The organism is Halobacillus litoralis, from assembly GCF_009856445.1.
Taxonomy (GTDB): domain Bacteria; phylum Bacillota; class Bacilli; order Bacillales; family Halobacillaceae; genus Halobacillus; species Halobacillus litoralis.
Window position 1 is genome coordinate 333,662 of the sequence record NZ_WMFA01000002.1, and the last position, 14,487, is coordinate 348,148.

Sequence of the window (14,487 nt, forward strand, 5' to 3'; positions counted from 1 at the left end):
AATTCGAGTATTAAACTAACGGGGGCGATTGCTAAATAGAGCAATCGCCCTTTATAACATACAAAAGATGAAGTTCAATACCGTTCACATTGATAGACTATTTATATAATGTACGAAAGGCTGGAATAAATCATGGCAAAAAAAGAAGCACCGAAAATTCAAACAGAACGATTGGTTTTACGTCCGAGAGCGGAAAAAGACATTCCTAATATGCTTAAAATGTTTAACAATGATGAAGTAAGAAAATTTCTTGGAATTAATCCCCCTCGTGATGAACACTCATTGTTAGAAATGGTTAGGAATCGCACTGAAACAAAATGGACGGTCGCATTAAAAGATACAGATGAGTTCATCGGTGATGTAATGATTCCAGAAATAGCAGAAGGTTATCTTGGCGAAATTGGTTTTCGGTTCATGAGGGAGCATTGGGGAGGCGGTTTTGCGTATGAAGCGGTTTCTGCGGTCATTGAACATAGTAAAGGCACATTAAACCTTAAACGCCTATTTGCTACTATAGATAATAAAAATATGTCATCAAAAAAGTTAATTGAAAAACTAGGATTTACGTTAGTAGCTGTGTTGCCTGAATCTCATTTACACGGCAGAGTGGCCGATGTAGCTTATTATTCTCGTATTGTATAAGCATTTTTATTTTAGTTGTAATAGTATATTTAATCCTACAAGTCATAGATTACCTTACCGTGATATTAACTAATAAATTTATTAAAGGGTTTTATTGAGTTTATCTAGAATTCAAGTCTTCAACTAACGGGGGCGTTAGTTAAACTATTACTAAGATTAATTTAGGGGGGCTGTGAGTGGGGCAAATTGAATTAAATCCTTATAAATTAAAGAACGGTCAAGAAGTACAAGTAAGAACAGCTCGTATTGAGGATGCTCTCAAAATACTTGAATTTAATAAAGAGATTATTAGCAACTCACCTTATTTATTGACTACTGAGGAAGAATTTCAGCTAACTGTAGAACAGCAGAAAGACTTTATAAAAAAGATAGTAAATGATGAGGGAAAGCTTGCAATAGTAGCAGAGTACCGTGGAGATATTATAGGATTTTTGGATTTCCATAACGGAAATAAAAAAAGAATTAAGCATCAAGGAAATTTTGGGATGAGTGTCTCCTCTAGTTTCAGAGGCAAAGGCATAGGTAAAGCTTTGTTGATAGAATTGCTTAACTGGGCAAAAATGCACCCTTTCATTGAGAAAGTTTCACTTGAGGTATTTGCATCTAATACTAATGCTATATTTCTTTATGAAAAGGTAGGGTTTATAGTAGAAGGGCAAAAACAAGAAGCTATCAAGGATGATTTAGGAAGATACTTTGATCTAATATTAATGGCTTATTTTACAAGATAAAATACATACAATATATGCAGTTAGAGAAAGATTATGTGAAAATTATCTCGAAACTCAGTCTTCCTCAAACGGGGGCTTTCTTGGAATACAGATTGCCCTGTTATTACTTTCTGAGTCAACATTGACATTATTGTGTTGGTGTTAGAAAACAACATGAGTAACGAAGAAAATTAATATTATTTACAGTTTGCTACGGGGGATACTTATGAAAATTCATTATTATTTAGGTTGGTTTAGTAACTTTTTTCCTGAGAATCTGAGAAAGGTTTTAAAGGAGGATATCATTGATAGAAAATCAATTGTTATGATTAGCTCCAATCCATCACTTTATGAAGATGACGGTGCTACTGAACGGTCGTGGCTTGATCATGCCGGCATTATGTTTGATGAATATCATTTAATTAATCATCGCGTTCAGAAGGAAGGTGCCCAAAGATTAATTCACAATGCTTCAGTTATTTTCTTACTGGGTGGAGATATTCTTAAACAAAATGGCTTTTTGAGGGAATATGAATTGTCGGATTGGATTAAAAAAAGCAGCGCAGTTGTAATGGGGGCAAGTGCTGGTGCAATCAACATGTCCGCTAAATGGTTATGCTCAAAAAACTTTGGAGATGAACTTGAAGTAAGCTCTGTTTACGAAGGAATCGGCCTTGACGAGTTTTCTGTCTTATCTCATTTTGATCTAGAAAATAACATGGAGCTTGTTCAAAGAGAACTGTCTCCCTTGTCAGAAGAAATAAATATTTATGCCTCGAACAAAGATTGCGCTGTTCGTATAAAGGGGGACAAAATTGACATTATTGGTGATGTGTACTTAATTTCTAAATCAAAAATTCAGAAATTGGATGAGACGATTTAGTTACTATGAGTGGCTAAAAACGCAAATGTATTACATATGCTTAGACTTAGTGGTAAACAAACCGGTGCATGCTCATACAAGAAATCATTTAGAAAGGGATAAGTATGACTGATATAATAAGTTCATTAATCTATATTGTTTTATTAATTAGTGTTTCAGTACCTTTATTTTTTATTGTAACTTCTATATGGAGTACAGGTGAACCAGGTATTATATTTCTTTTATCAATAATCAGCAGTCAGCTACTATTAAGCAATTTGGGAAAGATGGAGCAACCTAAAAGTTGATTTATAAAACAATAGCAGTTTTTATCTCGAAATCAAGTTATATAGAAATAGGGGCTCTCCTTCAAGAAAAGAAGTTCATTGCTTATCTTGAATAAAGATAAAAGTTATTTATTATGTAATCTCATTTTTTTAAGTAAGGAGATGTTTACATGACTCCAAATGAAAATAGAAGGATCTGCGACAAAGGGCACAAATATTATAAAAGTAGCGATTGTCCGACTTGTCCAATCTGTGAAAACGCTCGTAAACCTGAAAGTGGATTCCTCTCTTTACTTCCAGCACCAGCCAGGAGGGCCTTGGAAAACAACGGTGTAACTTCTTTAAAGATTTTATCAACCTACAGTGAAAAAGAGATTTTGAAACTTCATGGCATGGGACCAGCGTCATTACCAAAACTCAAATCAGCTTTGAAAGAGAAGGGATTATCTTTTAAGAAATAATTTCCTTTATTCTGTATTTAGGAGTCCTTTGAAATTATTTATATTATCTTGATATCAAGTCTCAAACAATAGGGAGCGATTATTCAATAAGAGTAGTCGTCCTTTTTATTATTTCCTAAAACTAATCCACGTTTAGAATCGTTAAATAGAGCAAATGCAGGTTCGTTTAAGGTGGCACGGTATATTTTAATTTCTGCGCTAAACACCAAATTGTCTTAAATGGTGGTCAAGATGCTTGTAGGTTCCTTTTCCCCATTGTTCGGACGTAAGTTTTCCGAAAAAAGGATGTGGATGATTTTTACAAGCTTCTGGTCCATTCTTTTGAAATGTTATTATTTTTTGTTTTAGTTTTTCTCTTTCTATATCGAAGTCTTTTTTACATGTAATTACAATAGTTGGAATAGTCGACATGTTGTGGTCTAAAGGTTTGTCATTATAAAAGATGGGTTTGGCAAATCTACCTACTAATAACCCTAACCAACTTCTTCGGGCTAAAGAGTTTCCCATTGCGATATCTTGGAAAGCTGAGCAATGAGCTAACATTTGAGAGACATCCATTCTCCCCCATTTTGGTTGTGAATTTACATTTAAGTTTTCGATACGATTTAATATTTCATCTGTATACGATATCTCAAAAATATTATTCATTAGAACACCCCTTTAGTTTTTTTAACCAAAAAACGCCTTTGAATATTTAATATATAATTCAACGCCTACGTTATTTAGTCCTTTCAACAATCAGTTCAGTTTATTGAATAATAGAAGGGAATTTATTGGTGATGTAGAAATTAATGTTTATGTAATTTAATGGATGTATTAGCAGTATATTGATTGGAATGTTGGCAAATGTATGTGGATGAAATTCATCTATTCTTTGAGGGGGAAGGTGATATTTATGAAAACAACCCAGTCAAAAGACGGCACAACCTTGGCGTACGATGTTTACGGTAATGGTCCAGCGCTCATTTACATAACGGGAGCAAGCTGCCATCGCTCATTTAAGCCTATAGTGCAAGATGCCAAAATATTTGCCTCTGAGTTTACTGTTTACAATTACGACCGTCGTGGACGAGGCGATAGTGGGAACACGCTGCCTTATACTGTAGAACGTGAAATCGAAGATCTCGAAGCTATAATTGATGCGGCAGGCGGAAAGGCGCATTTGTATGGCCATTCTTCTGGTGCTGTGATCGCACTTGAGGCAGCACTTCGACTTGGCAACAAAGTGCAAAAAGTAACTTTGTATGATGCGCCATATGTTTGTGACGAGAAAGAAAAAGCCGAATACAAACAATTAAGCCAAAAAATACACGAACTTCTCGAAAATGAAAAAAATTCAGAAGCAATGCTTACCTTTTTAAAGGAAATTGGAATGCCTAAGGTATTTGTTCTATTATTGCCGTTATTTCCTGGCTGGAAAACCACGAAAGCTCTAGCTCCGACCCTTGCCTATGATATTATGCTAACTCAGGATATGCCCCCCCTTGTACGTGCTACTCAAATTTCCATACCTATGCAAATAATCGTTGGCGAAAAAAGCCCTGTATCCATTAATAAAGTGGGTCGTCAACTAACAAAGGCAATTCCAAACGCAAGGTTTATACGACTTGCAAAGCAAGACCATTTGGTTAGTGGAAAAAAACTGCTGCCAATACTTTCGACTTTTCTCAAAGAATAATGTTTTACCAACTACATTAGAAAAGGTTATTGAAGAAAGTGGATGGGCTTGTGTGGCTAGATCATACAGGATTCGTTAAATTTATCTCGAAATTAAGTCTTCATGAATAGGGGCGATTGTGCCATATAGTCAATCGCTTTTTTTCTAACTACGAAGGACGATCTAGACATGTAGAGAGTTTTAATAAGGGGAGAGATATTCAATGCCAAATTCTGAAAAAGAAGAAAAGCTAGCTGGAGGGAATGTTTCAAATGTATATCGATTTGAAGATACTGTTCGACGAGAAATAAAGCCTGGCAGTTTGAAAATACATAGATTATTACAACATTTAGAGAGTAAAGGTTTTAATTATGCCCCAAAGTTTTTAGGAATTGATGAAAACAATAGGGAGATATTATCCTTCATTGAAGGAGAAGCTGGAAATTACCCTCTGAAAAGATATATGTGGTCAAATGATGTATTAAAAGAAATAGCACAAATGCTTCGTCTTTATCATGACGCAGTTAGTGACTTTCCGTTGATAGATGAGTGGAGTCCAATTGACAATACTCCGAGTAATAGAGAAGTTCTATGCCATAATGATTTTGCTGTGTACAATATTATTTTTAATCATGAACAGCCAGTAGGCATTATTGACTTTGATGTTGCGGCTCCTGGTCCAAGACTTTGGGACATAGCTTACACCCTTTACACTTGCGTTCCTTTAAGTAGGTTTTATCATACTGAAGCAGGTGAGCGTGTCTATTATGATGCTTCACAAGATGCTGCTCGGAGTCAAACAAGAGTTAAGTTGTTTTTTGATTCTTACGGTATAGAAGGAATAGAAGAAGGTTATTTAGAAATGGTGATATTGCGATTAGAAGGGTTATGTAAATATATGAAAAGAAAGGCCCGTGAAGGAGAGATCGCATTTCAAAAAATGATAGATGAGGGACACCTTGACCATTATGAAAAGGAGATTGAATTCATTCGTGAGCATGGAAGAGATTGGATTTGATCAGCATAATAAATTGAATTATGAGTGGCGGGATTATTAGATATCTCGAATTCAAGTCTTGCAGTAACGGCTATTCTGCAAGACAAACACTAAAAGATTAAAGATATAATTTAAAATATAAGGAGGGGAAGGAGGATTGCAAAATGAGTAAAAGAACAAAAGATGGTATGATCTCTGCTATTGTCTTTGCAGTCGTTGCTATTCTCTTTGGATACTTTATATACGGGGAAATCATATGGTCAACTGTAATAGGATTAATGATAGGCGGTTTTATATCCTGGTATTTCATTATTCCTAAAATAAACAAGATGGGGCGTAAAGATAAATTGTAAACCACCTCGGTTTCAAGTTTTAAACAAACGTGGGTGTTTATCCAAAATCGATAACAAAGAGTATAGAGAATTTCGGTTCCCGACAGAAGAAAGGAATGACTTCTTAGAAGCTATATTTAAGGATGGAAGTAATGCTGTTCAATATGCAGGAAACATTGTTTTTAACGATGATCCACATACTTCTCGTTAGTTTTTACAAAGGAATAAACGGTGGCCTTTAGTTGAACTATTTTTTGTTAGTAATATAAACACTAAACCTTAACAGAACCTTAGGTTACACAGCCTTCTTTTTCCTTTTATCTTTGCTTTTTATGGAGGATGAGGAAGGTTTCACACTAAGTACGATAACGGTAACCAGGATGATTGCTATTCCAAGAAGTTGAATAAGGGTTAAGTGATCCCCGATAAGGAGAAAGCCGAATAATGAAGCTGTTACCGGCTCAACCATAGCGACCATTGAAGCTGTAGTCGGAGCAGTCCACTGAATGCCAATGACATAAAATATAAACGAAATTCCAGCGCCCAGGATCCCCAATAAAAGGAACAAGCCGATGTCGTTTGAGGTCATTGCGCTAGTGACTTTATCCATGTCTGCCATAAACAAAAGGATAAGACAAAATGTGAAGAAAGCGATGGTCAACGTGGTCTGCGGCTTAGCGATGGAGGAGGCGTTTTTAAAACCGAAGATAAACAATGCATAGGAAAGTCCTGCAGCAAGCCCGGAGGCAACCCCTAGGAAACCTACTGAAAGCGACTTAGTATTGTAGGCACCTGTGAGCATGACAATCCCGATAAGTACACCGAATATGCATGCCCCTTTAAACCAGGTCGGACGCTCGATTCGTAATAAGAATGAGATGACCTGGACGAAAACTGGTGCTGTGTACATTAAAGTAGAAGCAACAGCCACGCTTGAGGCCTGGATAGTGAAAAAATAAAAAATGAAATTTCCAGCAACACCTACACCAGCTAATGAAGACCAAATGTATATATGAGGAGAGGAGGCCCAATTTTGTTTAAAACGTAAAAGAAACCAAGTAAAAAAGCATACGAAGCCGATAGCTCCTCGGTAAAGAGAAATCACAATAGGATCCCAGCCGTTATTCATTAAAATATTCGCGATTCCTCCACTAAAACCCCAGCATATAGCGGCAACAATAACTAAGCTTACACCTACAGATCTCATCATTTGTATGCCTCCTAAAAATTACTCCAAAGATTAATCCCTTTTTAAGAAATCTGAATGGGTCTTGTTGATAATGGAAGCTTAAGGGCCAAACCATCTTCTGTAATTTCCTAATTAAAAGGTATGTTCTTTAGAAGGCATAAATGGTATTTGTTACTTTATCTTACATTTGTTTGAATTGGCGGATAGTCATATCTGAGACTTGAAAAGGGGGCATCGGCTGCCTTTCTGATCCCTTATGGGTGTAGCTGATCTTTATAGGAATACTTAGATGCTTTCCATTAAACAAAGGAGGTACCGGAAACTTGATATCCTTGAATATGGAAATAATTAGTAATTTTGTCTAAGTGTAGCAGGGAGGAAACTTTTTATCAACGAGAAATTGAAAAATATGGTACTTTTAAGAACGGGCAGCTTCAGGAAAGTGGATCGAACTATTGTTTTTATAAATTGGCAGCCTGATTCTTTTTCTTAATGGAGGGATATGATGGATACTTTTGTAATTATGGCTTTTGTGTTCGGAACTTTGTCTTTCACTTTTGGTCTTACTGCCTTTACGACAGCTATGAGTAATAGTAAAAACATAAAAGACCTTGAGAAGAAGATTGATGATCTAGAGAAAAAACTGTGAACAATCTTTTAAGGTGATAGGAGGAATAGGAAAAGGACTGCCTCACCTATCTTGAAAACAAGTCTTAAATAAAGGGGGCGAAACTTTAATAAAAAGTTTCGCCCCCTGTATGATTGTTTGTTGAATTTCTTATATATTCACCGCTTCTCCTGTCTTCGCCGATTCATAAAGAGCCTGGATGATCTGTTGGATGAGCACTCCTTCAGATGGAGTACTTACCGGTTGTTTGTCGTGAAGCATGCACTCGATAAAATCGTGTACGAGGGATTCGTGGACATCACGTTTTTCAACATAGGCAGGGGTTGTATCCACGAGCGTATCGTATTTTTCCTGAAAGATTTTCAATGGGAAAAGTTCGGCGCCACCCTGGTCACCAACTATGGACACTTTTTTACTGCTCAGCTCCTCTATATTCGCTGCAAACGTGGATTCGAACATAAGGGAAGAGCCATTTTCAAAGGTGATCATTCCTCTAGCCATATCTTCGACAGAAAAGTTCTCATCATCCCATTCGCCCATTAATCCTACGCCCGGTCGATGACCGATCTTTTGATAGGTCGCCCCTAAAACGGTTTTGGGTTTGGGGTAGCCCATTAAATATAAAGCGGTGTCCAGCATATGAACACCATTATCAATCAGCGTGCCGCCGCCTTGAAGCTCTTTGTTCGTGAACACACCCCATCCTGGAATGCCTCGTCTTCGGTTATAGTGGGTCTTGGCTGCATAAATCTCTCCTAATTCATGGCCGTCAATGTATTTCTTCAGTGACTCTACTTCTGGTTGAAAACGAAAATGGAACCCATAGGTAAGAATCCTGCCTGCTTTTTCTGCTTCCCAGGCCATGGTTTCGGCTTCTTCCGCCGTCATAGCCGGCGGTTTTTCACAAAGGACATGACAACCCGCTTTCAGAGCGGCAATCGCTTGAGCAGCATGAAATTTGTTGGGGGTACAAATACTGACGGCATCCAGGTCCATCTCATCGAGCATCTGCTGTTCATTTTCGTAGGCATGGGGGATGGAGAACTGTTCGGCACATTCCACCGCTTTTTCTTTATTATGGTTGGATACAGAAACGACCTCTACGTCTCTGCCGTAACTTTGGTAGCTGGGAATATGGGCCCCTCTGGCAATTCCACCTGCTCCAATAATTCCAATTCGAATGGGTTTTGACATGGAACTCCTCCTATTTATCTCTTATTCTTACTTCCTTCATACAAGACTCTTTTCATTGTATCAGTTCACGACGGTGTCTAAAACAAACACTCCTTCCACAATGGTGTGGAAAGTTTGAGCAGTCAGCATATAAAGCGTTATCTTTTTGTAGGAACTTTCTTGAAAGTCCTCTATAATAATAGTAAATAAGATAGGAGAGAAGGGAATACAATGAGAGACACTGTGAATCTTTCAGGGACGATTTTCCTGTCGAAACTAATTGCCCAATATGCTCACTTGCACAGCCGCACGGTCGGGTCAAAAGCTGAAGAGTACATCCGTCAATTAGGAATTAAGACAGGGGAATGGCTCGAGTCCTTTTATAGTGAAAAAGGGCAGGAATGGACACCTGATCAATATGCCCGTATGATTGTCGACTTGAAAAATTCAATTGGCGGCCACTTCGAAATATCAGAAGTCCATGAAGATCGTGTCATTGTGAAGGCGACAGCCTGTCCCTTCGGTGAAGCTGTCCATGATGCTCCTCACTTATGTATGATGACGTCCAGTGTGTTTGGTGGAGTGGCCTCCAGAAGAATGGGGTATGGGAAAGTGAATTTGCGTAAACGGATTGCCCTTGGAGATGGAGGTTGTGAAGTCGCGATTTACTTCAAGCCGACAGAGGAAGAAGAGGGAATCGTATATGAAGATATTCCGATCACTCCTGAACAGGGAGATCCGTTCAACTGGGAAGAAGAAGCAATCACTGCCTTGAATAATGAACTACGAAAGAGCGATGAGATGGTGTTGGAATTATTGAAAGAATTGGAACGTCTCCGTGAGGAAGTGGAGGAGATGAAAGGGAACGTCTCCCATCGACTTCGTGAATAGCTCGTCACATATTTTTAAACCTGGTCATAAACATAAATGAGAACCGCTGGTCCATGTGGATCAGCGGTTCTTTAGTGGGGATATGGATGACATTTATATACCGTCCGGCTGTTTGGGGGACTTTTTCTAGAAAAGTTTTTTATTTATCGGTTTTCTTTGTATTCTGAAGGCAATCGAGGTTTTTATTCAATTTTTTAAGTTCTGCAATCACTTCGTTCAACTTTTCTTCAAGTCCGGCAAATGTATGAGAACATGCTTCTGAAATATTCGTAATGATACTGGATAGATCCACGTCCTTGGATTCATCCGTTCCTGCCGTCTGTGACCACTGGCTCAATAACCCTTCTTGTTGAGTCAAATTGGAGGCAAGCTTCAGAAGGCTGTCAAAGTCTATATTGGTATCATTTGTACCATTTTCTTCTTGTTGTTTTTTTCTTTTCATATGTCCATCCCCTTTCTAATTAAAATAGGGAGAGGGCTATGTTGGTATGCACAGCCCTCTAAGCTAAATCATGTTTTAGCTGATTGTTCCAAGAATCTCATTAATACATGAGATGACAATCTGGCGTTGCTCACTTGATCCTAGTAGAACCGCAACCAAAAGTGCCAGCAAAAACAAAACAGCAATAACCACAGCGACTAAGTTTCTTAAGAAGTTCATCATGTTTCCTCCTTCATCACAAGAATGTGTGCAGGAGACGTCCCTTACATAGATACTCTATGGAAATTTAGCAAGAGTGCTTGTATGATAGCCTGTTTAATAGAATATGGGTGGAAGGCATTCCTATCATTCGTCACCTCATCATAAGAATAGAGGTAGAAGGGGAGAGGAGGAGGATTCTAATAGAAAAGACGGTCGAGAATGTCTCGACCGTCTTTTTTGATTTCCTTTTATACAAACAGGCTCAGTAATAGAGTAAAGGCAAGGCCAAGGACAGAGATGATTGTTTCAAGCAGTGTCCAAGTGGCGAATGTTTCTTTCATGGTAAGTCCGAAGTATTCCTTGAACATCCAGAACCCGGCGTCGTTGACGTGGGAGGCGACCAGGCTGCCGGCTCCTGTAGAAAGCACCATAAGCGCAAGATTGACGTCTGTCTGTCCTAATAGTGGTATGACTAGTCCGACAGTCGTCAAGGCTGCAACCGTAGCCGAGCCTAAAGAAATCCTGAGAATGGCTGCAATCAACCAAGCGAGTACGATCGGAGACATGGTGGACCCTTCAAAGAGTTCAGCGACGTAATCGCCGACACCACCGTCGATCAATACTTGTTTAAACGCACCGCCACCGCCGATGATCAAGAGCATCATCCCGATTTGGGAGATGGCTGTCGAGCAGGATTCCATGACGTTTTTCACTGGAATGTTTCGGGCAATTCCCATGGTGTACATCGCCACAAGCAGGGAAATGACCATAGCCGTGGAGGCGTTACCGATAAGATTGATAATGGATAAGAACAGGTTTGTTTCAAAACCGGCCATTTCCTGGATCAAGGTAATGATCGTGGAAATAGCGATGAGAATAACCGGAAGCATCGCTGTGAAAACACTGATGCCGAACTTCGGTGTATCTTCAAGGTCGAAGTTCTTTTGTTCGCCTAAGGAAGTGATATCCCCCTGTTTTGTAAACGAATCAGGTACAAGTTTTTGAGCCATTTTCGTGAAAATCGGTCCCGCTACGATAACGATCGGGATGGAGATGATGATTCCGTAAAGCAGCACTTCTCCGAGATCCGCACCATATTCACCGGCAATGACCGTTGGCCCCGGGTGTGGTGGCAGGAAGCCGTGGGTGACAGACAAAGCAGCCGCCATTGGAATTCCTAAATAAAGAATAGAAACCTTCAATTCTCTTGAAATCGCAAAAACGATCGGGATAAGAAGGACGAGTCCTACTTCAAAGAACAACGCAATTCCGATGACGAAAGAAGCGGAAACGACTGCCCATTGAATGTTCTTCTCACCGAATTTGTTGACGAATGTCATGGCAATACGCTGGGCACCGCCGGCATCGGTAATCAGCTTACCGAGCATCGCTCCAAGTCCGAAGATCAGCGCCAGGTGTCCAAGCGTCCCGCCTAATCCAGTTTCAATCGTTCCGACTATCTCTTCAAGCGGCATTCCGAGCAGGATCGCTACTCCAAATGAAACAATAATCAAAGAAACAAAGGTATTCAGTTTCAGCCCCATAATCAAGATCAGCAGGGCGACGATTCCTATAGCAACCATTACTAATGGCATGATGATCCCTCCATGTTGTGTGTTTTACTTGTGAATTAAACGTCTTTGGTATTCGGCAATTCTTGTATAATCACTGCTCAGTCTTCTGGATAAATCGATGAAGATCGGCAGCAGTTGACGGTATTCGTGAGAGGCTTCCTCTACCGGTGTGTGTTGATGGGTACTTCCGATCATCTCGGAAGCTACTTCAAACGACTCTACTTTTCCTGTGGCATAGAGTCCTAGAATACAAGCCCCGAGACAAGAGCTTTCATAGCTTTCCGGCACAGCTACTTCAGATTCGAAAATGTCAGCCATCATCTGACGCCATACGTCTGAACGGGCGAAACCTCCTGTCGCCTGGATGCGGGTTACTGGTGTGTCCATACATTCCACAAGGGCGAGATAGACGGTATACAGGTTGTAAATGATTCCTTCCAGGGCCGCACGGATCATGTGCTCTTTTTTATGAGACATGGTCAGTCCAAAGAATGATCCGCGGACATCCGGATTCCAAAGCGGTGCCCGTTCCCCGGCTAAATAAGGGTGGAAAATCAACCCTTCTGCCCCTGGTCTTACACCATCAGCAATTTTTGTAAGGACTTCATAAGGGTCTATGCCGAGGCGCTTCGCTGTTTCAATTTCTGCTGCCGCGAATTCGTCTCTGATCCAGCGCAGAATCATCCCGCCATTGTTGACAGGTCCGCCGATGACCCAGTGATCTTCGGTCAGGGCGTAACAAAAGATTCTTCCTTTTTCATCGGTCTTAGGCTGATTGATAATCGTCCGGATCGCACCGCTCGTCCCGATGGTGACCGCGACTTCTCCTTTACCGATAGCGTTTACACCGAGGTTCGATAAAACACCATCACTCGCACCGATAATGAAAGGAGTTTCCGGGTCTATGCCGATTTTCGCTGCCAGGGAGCGGTTGCAGGAAGTAAACGCTTCCGTTGTGGGCACAAGCCTTGATAATTTATCACGGGAGATCCCTGCGACTTGAAGCGCTTCCTCATCCCAGTCCAATTTCTCCAGGTTCATCATTCCAGTAGCAGAAGCAAGCGAATGGTCAAGAACATAGTCATTAAAGAATTTATAGAAAATGTATTCTTTGATCCCGATGTACTTGCTGGTGATGGAATCGATTTCAGGATGCTCCTGAACCATCCATGTGACTTTACTCAAAGGAGACATGGGATGGATCGGTGTTCCTGTACGTCTATAAATCTCATGACCGTTCCATTCGTCTTTGATTTTTTGTGTCCATGCTTCACTTCTGTTATCTGCCCAGGTGATACAGGACGTCAGAGGGTGACCGTCTTTGTCTACGGCGATCAGACTGTGCATCGCACTACTGAAGGACACGAACGAAATATTCTTGTCTTTATGATCATCCATAATCGCGGTCATGACCGTGACGACCGCCTGGAAAATTTCATCCGGATCCTGCTCGGCTGTTGAGATATCCGGAGTATGCAGGGGATAGCCCTGGCTTTCCTTTTGAATGACCTCGCCTTTTTCACTGAATAATACGGCTTTTGTACTTGTGGTACCGATGTCGATACCGAGCATGAAGTTAGTCATCTTCTTTTTCGACTCCTTTAGTAAAGGTTTCCTGTGCCATCCATAATTCTTCGACGCGCCCTTTGGCGACATCATCGAAATTTTTGTGCAGGGATTGGACCATAAGTTCGCGATCCTTCCTATGGATCGCTTCAATATATAATTCGTGGTTCTCTATGATTCGTTCAAAGTCCTCATACATCTCTTCAAACCTGTACCGCATAGAAAGGAGGACGAGGCTTTCGAGTGTAGGTTTCAGGTTGTTCCAAATCATCTGTATATGAGAATGACCGATGGAACGGATAATCGTATCGTGAAACTCCAGGTCCTGTTTGGAAAATTCATCGGCATCCTTATATTGGATCGCTATTTTCATCATTTCAAAAATCTTGCTGAGATCTTTGACCAGTTCTTCTGTCTCCATATGGACGAGCCGTTCAAATACGAAACTCTCAATGAGCAACCGGACATCGTACATTTCCTGGATTTCTTTTTCTGTGATATCGAGAACCCGTGCGCCCATCCTTTCCAATCGGATGAGATTTTCCGAAGCAAGGGCTTTCAATGCATCCCGCACAGGAGAGCGGCTGACGGAGAATTCGGAAGCCAGTTGATTCTCGGACAGGATTGAACCGCTTTCAACCGTGCCCGAGATAATCCGCATGCGGAGCTCGCAGGCGACACGTTCCCCGGCGGATGCTTTCGATAACCATTGGGACGGATACAAAAATTCATTAGAATCCTTCATGTATTCACCTCGTTTTGTTCAACTCTGTATACTTGTATACAAGTAGTGTAGTACAACTTTTCTATTTTGAAAACGCTTTTTATGTAAAATGTCGAAAAAAATCGAAAGAGGGTAATTGGAAAAGGTAGTC

17 protein-coding genes are annotated in these 14,487 nt (G+C 40.3%); 9 read left to right on the forward strand and 8 right to left on the reverse strand.

Going from position 1 to position 14,487, the window contains the following annotated elements; translation table 11 throughout:
* Positions 1–132: 132 nt before the first annotated feature.
* The 4 genes from GLW00_RS06950 to GLW00_RS06965 all read left to right on the forward strand — a co-directional run bounded on the left by GLW00_RS06950 (position 133) and on the right by GLW00_RS06965 (position 2,962).
* On the forward strand, positions 133–642 hold the full coding sequence (locus GLW00_RS06950) for a GNAT family N-acetyltransferase (RefSeq protein ID WP_160912532.1): 510 nt from the start codon (positions 133–135) through the stop codon (positions 640–642).
* 176 nt (positions 643–818) lie between these two features.
* Positions 819–1,373, forward strand: coding sequence for a GNAT family N-acetyltransferase (locus GLW00_RS06955; RefSeq protein WP_160912534.1), 555 nt, complete (start codon positions 819–821; stop codon positions 1,371–1,373).
* Between the two features lie 205 nt (positions 1,374–1,578).
* Positions 1,579–2,235, forward strand: coding sequence for a Type 1 glutamine amidotransferase-like domain-containing protein (locus tag GLW00_RS06960; protein ID WP_160912536.1), 657 nt, complete (start codon positions 1,579–1,581; stop codon positions 2,233–2,235).
* A 436-nt stretch (positions 2,236–2,671) separates the two neighbouring features.
* A complete protein-coding gene (locus tag GLW00_RS06965; protein ID WP_160912538.1) occupies positions 2,672–2,962 on the forward strand; it encodes an RNA polymerase alpha subunit C-terminal domain-containing protein in 291 nt (96 codons plus the stop codon).
* A 198-nt stretch (positions 2,963–3,160) separates the two neighbouring features.
* Here the strand turns inward: GLW00_RS06965 and GLW00_RS06970 are convergent, their stop codons facing one another.
* The gene (locus tag GLW00_RS06970) at positions 3,161–3,610 is read right to left on the reverse strand and encodes a DUF1569 domain-containing protein (protein ID WP_160912540.1); all 450 of its coding nucleotides are present in this window, start codon (positions 3,608–3,610) and stop codon (positions 3,161–3,163) included.
* A gap of 247 nt (positions 3,611–3,857) precedes the next feature.
* Here GLW00_RS06970 and GLW00_RS06975 point away from each other — a divergent pair, with 247 nt between their 5' ends.
* The 3 genes from GLW00_RS06975 to GLW00_RS06985 all read left to right on the forward strand — a co-directional run bounded on the left by GLW00_RS06975 (position 3,858) and on the right by GLW00_RS06985 (position 5,969).
* Complete coding sequence (locus GLW00_RS06975; protein ID WP_160912542.1) at positions 3,858–4,640, forward strand: alpha/beta fold hydrolase; 783 nt, start codon at positions 3,858–3,860, stop codon at positions 4,638–4,640.
* Positions 4,641–4,842: 202 nt separating this feature from the next.
* Positions 4,843–5,637, forward strand: coding sequence for a phosphotransferase (locus GLW00_RS06980; RefSeq protein ID WP_160912544.1), 795 nt, complete (start codon positions 4,843–4,845; stop codon positions 5,635–5,637).
* Positions 5,638–5,780: 143 nt separating this feature from the next.
* Positions 5,781–5,969: a hypothetical protein gene (locus GLW00_RS06985; protein ID WP_160912546.1), complete on the forward strand. Its 189-nt coding sequence runs from the start codon at positions 5,781–5,783 to the stop codon at positions 5,967–5,969.
* Between the two features lie 274 nt (positions 5,970–6,243).
* Here the strand turns inward: GLW00_RS06985 and GLW00_RS06990 are convergent, their stop codons facing one another.
* Positions 6,244–7,155, reverse strand: a complete 912-nt coding sequence (locus tag GLW00_RS06990; protein ID WP_160913769.1) for a DMT family transporter — start codon at positions 7,153–7,155, stop codon at positions 6,244–6,246.
* A gap of 487 nt (positions 7,156–7,642) precedes the next feature.
* On the opposite strand from GLW00_RS06990, the gene GLW00_RS20485 reads away from it, so the two are divergent.
* Positions 7,643–7,786: a hypothetical protein gene (locus tag GLW00_RS20485; protein ID WP_202412404.1), complete on the forward strand. Its 144-nt coding sequence runs from the start codon at positions 7,643–7,645 to the stop codon at positions 7,784–7,786.
* A gap of 129 nt (positions 7,787–7,915) precedes the next feature.
* On the opposite strand, the gene GLW00_RS06995 is transcribed toward GLW00_RS20485, so the two are convergent.
* Positions 7,916–8,959: a Gfo/Idh/MocA family protein gene (locus tag GLW00_RS06995; protein WP_160912548.1), complete on the reverse strand. Its 1,044-nt coding sequence runs from the start codon at positions 8,957–8,959 to the stop codon at positions 7,916–7,918.
* A gap of 210 nt (positions 8,960–9,169) precedes the next feature.
* Here GLW00_RS06995 and GLW00_RS07000 point away from each other — a divergent pair, with 210 nt between their 5' ends.
* Positions 9,170–9,829, forward strand: a complete 660-nt coding sequence (locus GLW00_RS07000) for a methanogen output domain 1-containing protein (RefSeq protein ID WP_160912550.1) — start codon at positions 9,170–9,172, stop codon at positions 9,827–9,829.
* 139 nt (positions 9,830–9,968) lie between these two features.
* Here the strand turns inward: GLW00_RS07000 and GLW00_RS07005 are convergent, their stop codons facing one another.
* The 5 genes from GLW00_RS07005 to GLW00_RS07020 all read right to left on the reverse strand — a co-directional run bounded on the left by GLW00_RS07005 (position 9,969) and on the right by GLW00_RS07020 (position 14,357).
* Positions 9,969–10,271 carry a hypothetical protein gene (locus GLW00_RS07005; protein ID WP_160912552.1) on the reverse strand — a complete coding sequence of 101 codons (303 nt, stop codon included), beginning with the start codon at positions 10,269–10,271 and terminating at the stop codon, positions 9,969–9,971.
* Between the two features lie 75 nt (positions 10,272–10,346).
* Positions 10,347–10,490: a hypothetical protein gene (locus tag GLW00_RS20490; RefSeq protein ID WP_167355989.1), complete on the reverse strand. Its 144-nt coding sequence runs from the start codon at positions 10,488–10,490 to the stop codon at positions 10,347–10,349.
* A gap of 230 nt (positions 10,491–10,720) precedes the next feature.
* The gene (locus tag GLW00_RS07010; protein ID WP_160912554.1) at positions 10,721–12,067 is read right to left on the reverse strand and encodes a GntP family permease; all 1,347 of its coding nucleotides are present in this window, start codon (positions 12,065–12,067) and stop codon (positions 10,721–10,723) included.
* A 24-nt stretch (positions 12,068–12,091) separates the two neighbouring features.
* Positions 12,092–13,630, reverse strand: a complete 1,539-nt coding sequence (gntK, locus tag GLW00_RS07015) for a gluconokinase (RefSeq protein ID WP_160912556.1) — start codon at positions 13,628–13,630, stop codon at positions 12,092–12,094.
* Positions 13,623–14,357 (reverse strand): GntR family transcriptional regulator, encoded by a 735-nt coding sequence (locus tag GLW00_RS07020; RefSeq protein WP_160912558.1) that lies wholly within the window; start codon positions 14,355–14,357, stop codon positions 13,623–13,625. Before GLW00_RS07020 ends, gntK begins: the two co-directional genes overlap by 8 nt.
* Positions 14,358–14,487: the final 130 nt, after the last annotated feature.

Excerpts from the sequence above, each read along its gene's own strand:
- GLW00_RS07020 (WP_160912558.1), bottom strand. The coding sequence starts at position 14,357 with ATGAAGGATTCTAATGAATTTTTGTATCCGTCCCAATGGTTATCGAAA.
- GLW00_RS06970 (WP_160912540.1), bottom strand. The coding sequence starts at position 3,610 with ATGAATAATATTTTTGAGATATCGTATACAGATGAAATATTAAATCGT.
- GLW00_RS06990 (WP_160913769.1), bottom strand. The coding sequence starts at position 7,155 with ATGAGATCTGTAGGTGTAAGCTTAGTTATTGTTGCCGCTATATGCTGG.
- GLW00_RS06950 (WP_160912532.1), top strand. The coding sequence starts at position 133 with ATGGCAAAAAAAGAAGCACCGAAAATTCAAACAGAACGATTGGTTTTA.
- GLW00_RS07000 (WP_160912550.1), top strand. The coding sequence starts at position 9,170 with ATGAGAGACACTGTGAATCTTTCAGGGACGATTTTCCTGTCGAAACTA.
- GLW00_RS06980 (WP_160912544.1), top strand. The coding sequence starts at position 4,843 with ATGCCAAATTCTGAAAAAGAAGAAAAGCTAGCTGGAGGGAATGTTTCA.
- gntK (WP_160912556.1), bottom strand. The coding sequence starts at position 13,630 with ATGACTAACTTCATGCTCGGTATCGACATCGGTACCACAAGTACAAAA.
- GLW00_RS07010 (WP_160912554.1), bottom strand. The coding sequence starts at position 12,067 with ATGCCATTAGTAATGGTTGCTATAGGAATCGTCGCCCTGCTGATCTTG.
- GLW00_RS06975 (WP_160912542.1), top strand. The coding sequence starts at position 3,858 with ATGAAAACAACCCAGTCAAAAGACGGCACAACCTTGGCGTACGATGTT.
- GLW00_RS07005 (WP_160912552.1), bottom strand. The coding sequence starts at position 10,271 with ATGAAAAGAAAAAAACAACAAGAAGAAAATGGTACAAATGATACCAAT.
- GLW00_RS06985 (WP_160912546.1), top strand. The coding sequence starts at position 5,781 with ATGAGTAAAAGAACAAAAGATGGTATGATCTCTGCTATTGTCTTTGCA.
- GLW00_RS06995 (WP_160912548.1), bottom strand. The coding sequence starts at position 8,959 with ATGTCAAAACCCATTCGAATTGGAATTATTGGAGCAGGTGGAATTGCC.
- GLW00_RS20490 (WP_167355989.1), bottom strand. The coding sequence starts at position 10,490 with ATGAACTTCTTAAGAAACTTAGTCGCTGTGGTTATTGCTGTTTTGTTT.
- GLW00_RS20485 (WP_202412404.1), top strand. The coding sequence starts at position 7,643 with ATGGATACTTTTGTAATTATGGCTTTTGTGTTCGGAACTTTGTCTTTC.
- GLW00_RS06960 (WP_160912536.1), top strand. The coding sequence starts at position 1,579 with ATGAAAATTCATTATTATTTAGGTTGGTTTAGTAACTTTTTTCCTGAG.
- GLW00_RS06965 (WP_160912538.1), top strand. The coding sequence starts at position 2,672 with ATGACTCCAAATGAAAATAGAAGGATCTGCGACAAAGGGCACAAATAT.